The organism is Streptomyces endophyticus (genome assembly GCF_035798155.1).
Classification (GTDB): Bacteria; Actinomycetota; Actinomycetes; order Streptomycetales; family Streptomycetaceae; genus Streptomyces; species Streptomyces endophyticus.
Window position 1 is genome coordinate 1 of sequence record NZ_JAOZYC010000179.1, and the last position, 435, is coordinate 435.

1 rRNA gene is annotated in these 435 nt (G+C 57.5%); it reads right to left on the reverse strand.

The features are described 5' to 3' along the window. Positions 1-382: 382 nt before the first annotated feature. Positions 383-435: ribosomal RNA gene (locus OKJ99_RS36370) — 16S ribosomal RNA — on the reverse strand; the annotation flags it as partial.

A 435-nucleotide genomic window follows, 5' to 3' on the forward strand; every position in this document is an offset into this window, starting at 1 on the left:
AGCGGAACAGTCGGAGGAATAATCCGACCGTTCACAGCGTCCTCGCTGTGTTGCCCACCGAACCCCAAGAGGCCGGCGGGACTTTTCAAAGGAACCTCGTCCCAGCGAATGCTGGAGACGGGGTATCAACAAATTTTGGCGTTGATTGTCGCACCATACGAGGCGCATGCCCAGCACCCGCGCTGATCCACCCACCCAGCAAGAGCCATCAGAAACGGCCTAGTAGTGCTTCGTTAGGTCTGTTCGTTGAGGCTGATCAGGAGCATGCTGGATGTGTGGACGCACATGAAGTGTTCCACCCATGAGCAACCACCGTCGAACGTGTGCCGACGTAATGGCCCTGGACCACCAGACAATGCCTGGCGGCCTAGATGCTCCTTAGAAAGGAGGTGATCCAGCCGCACCTTCCGGTACGGCTACCTTGTTACGACTTCG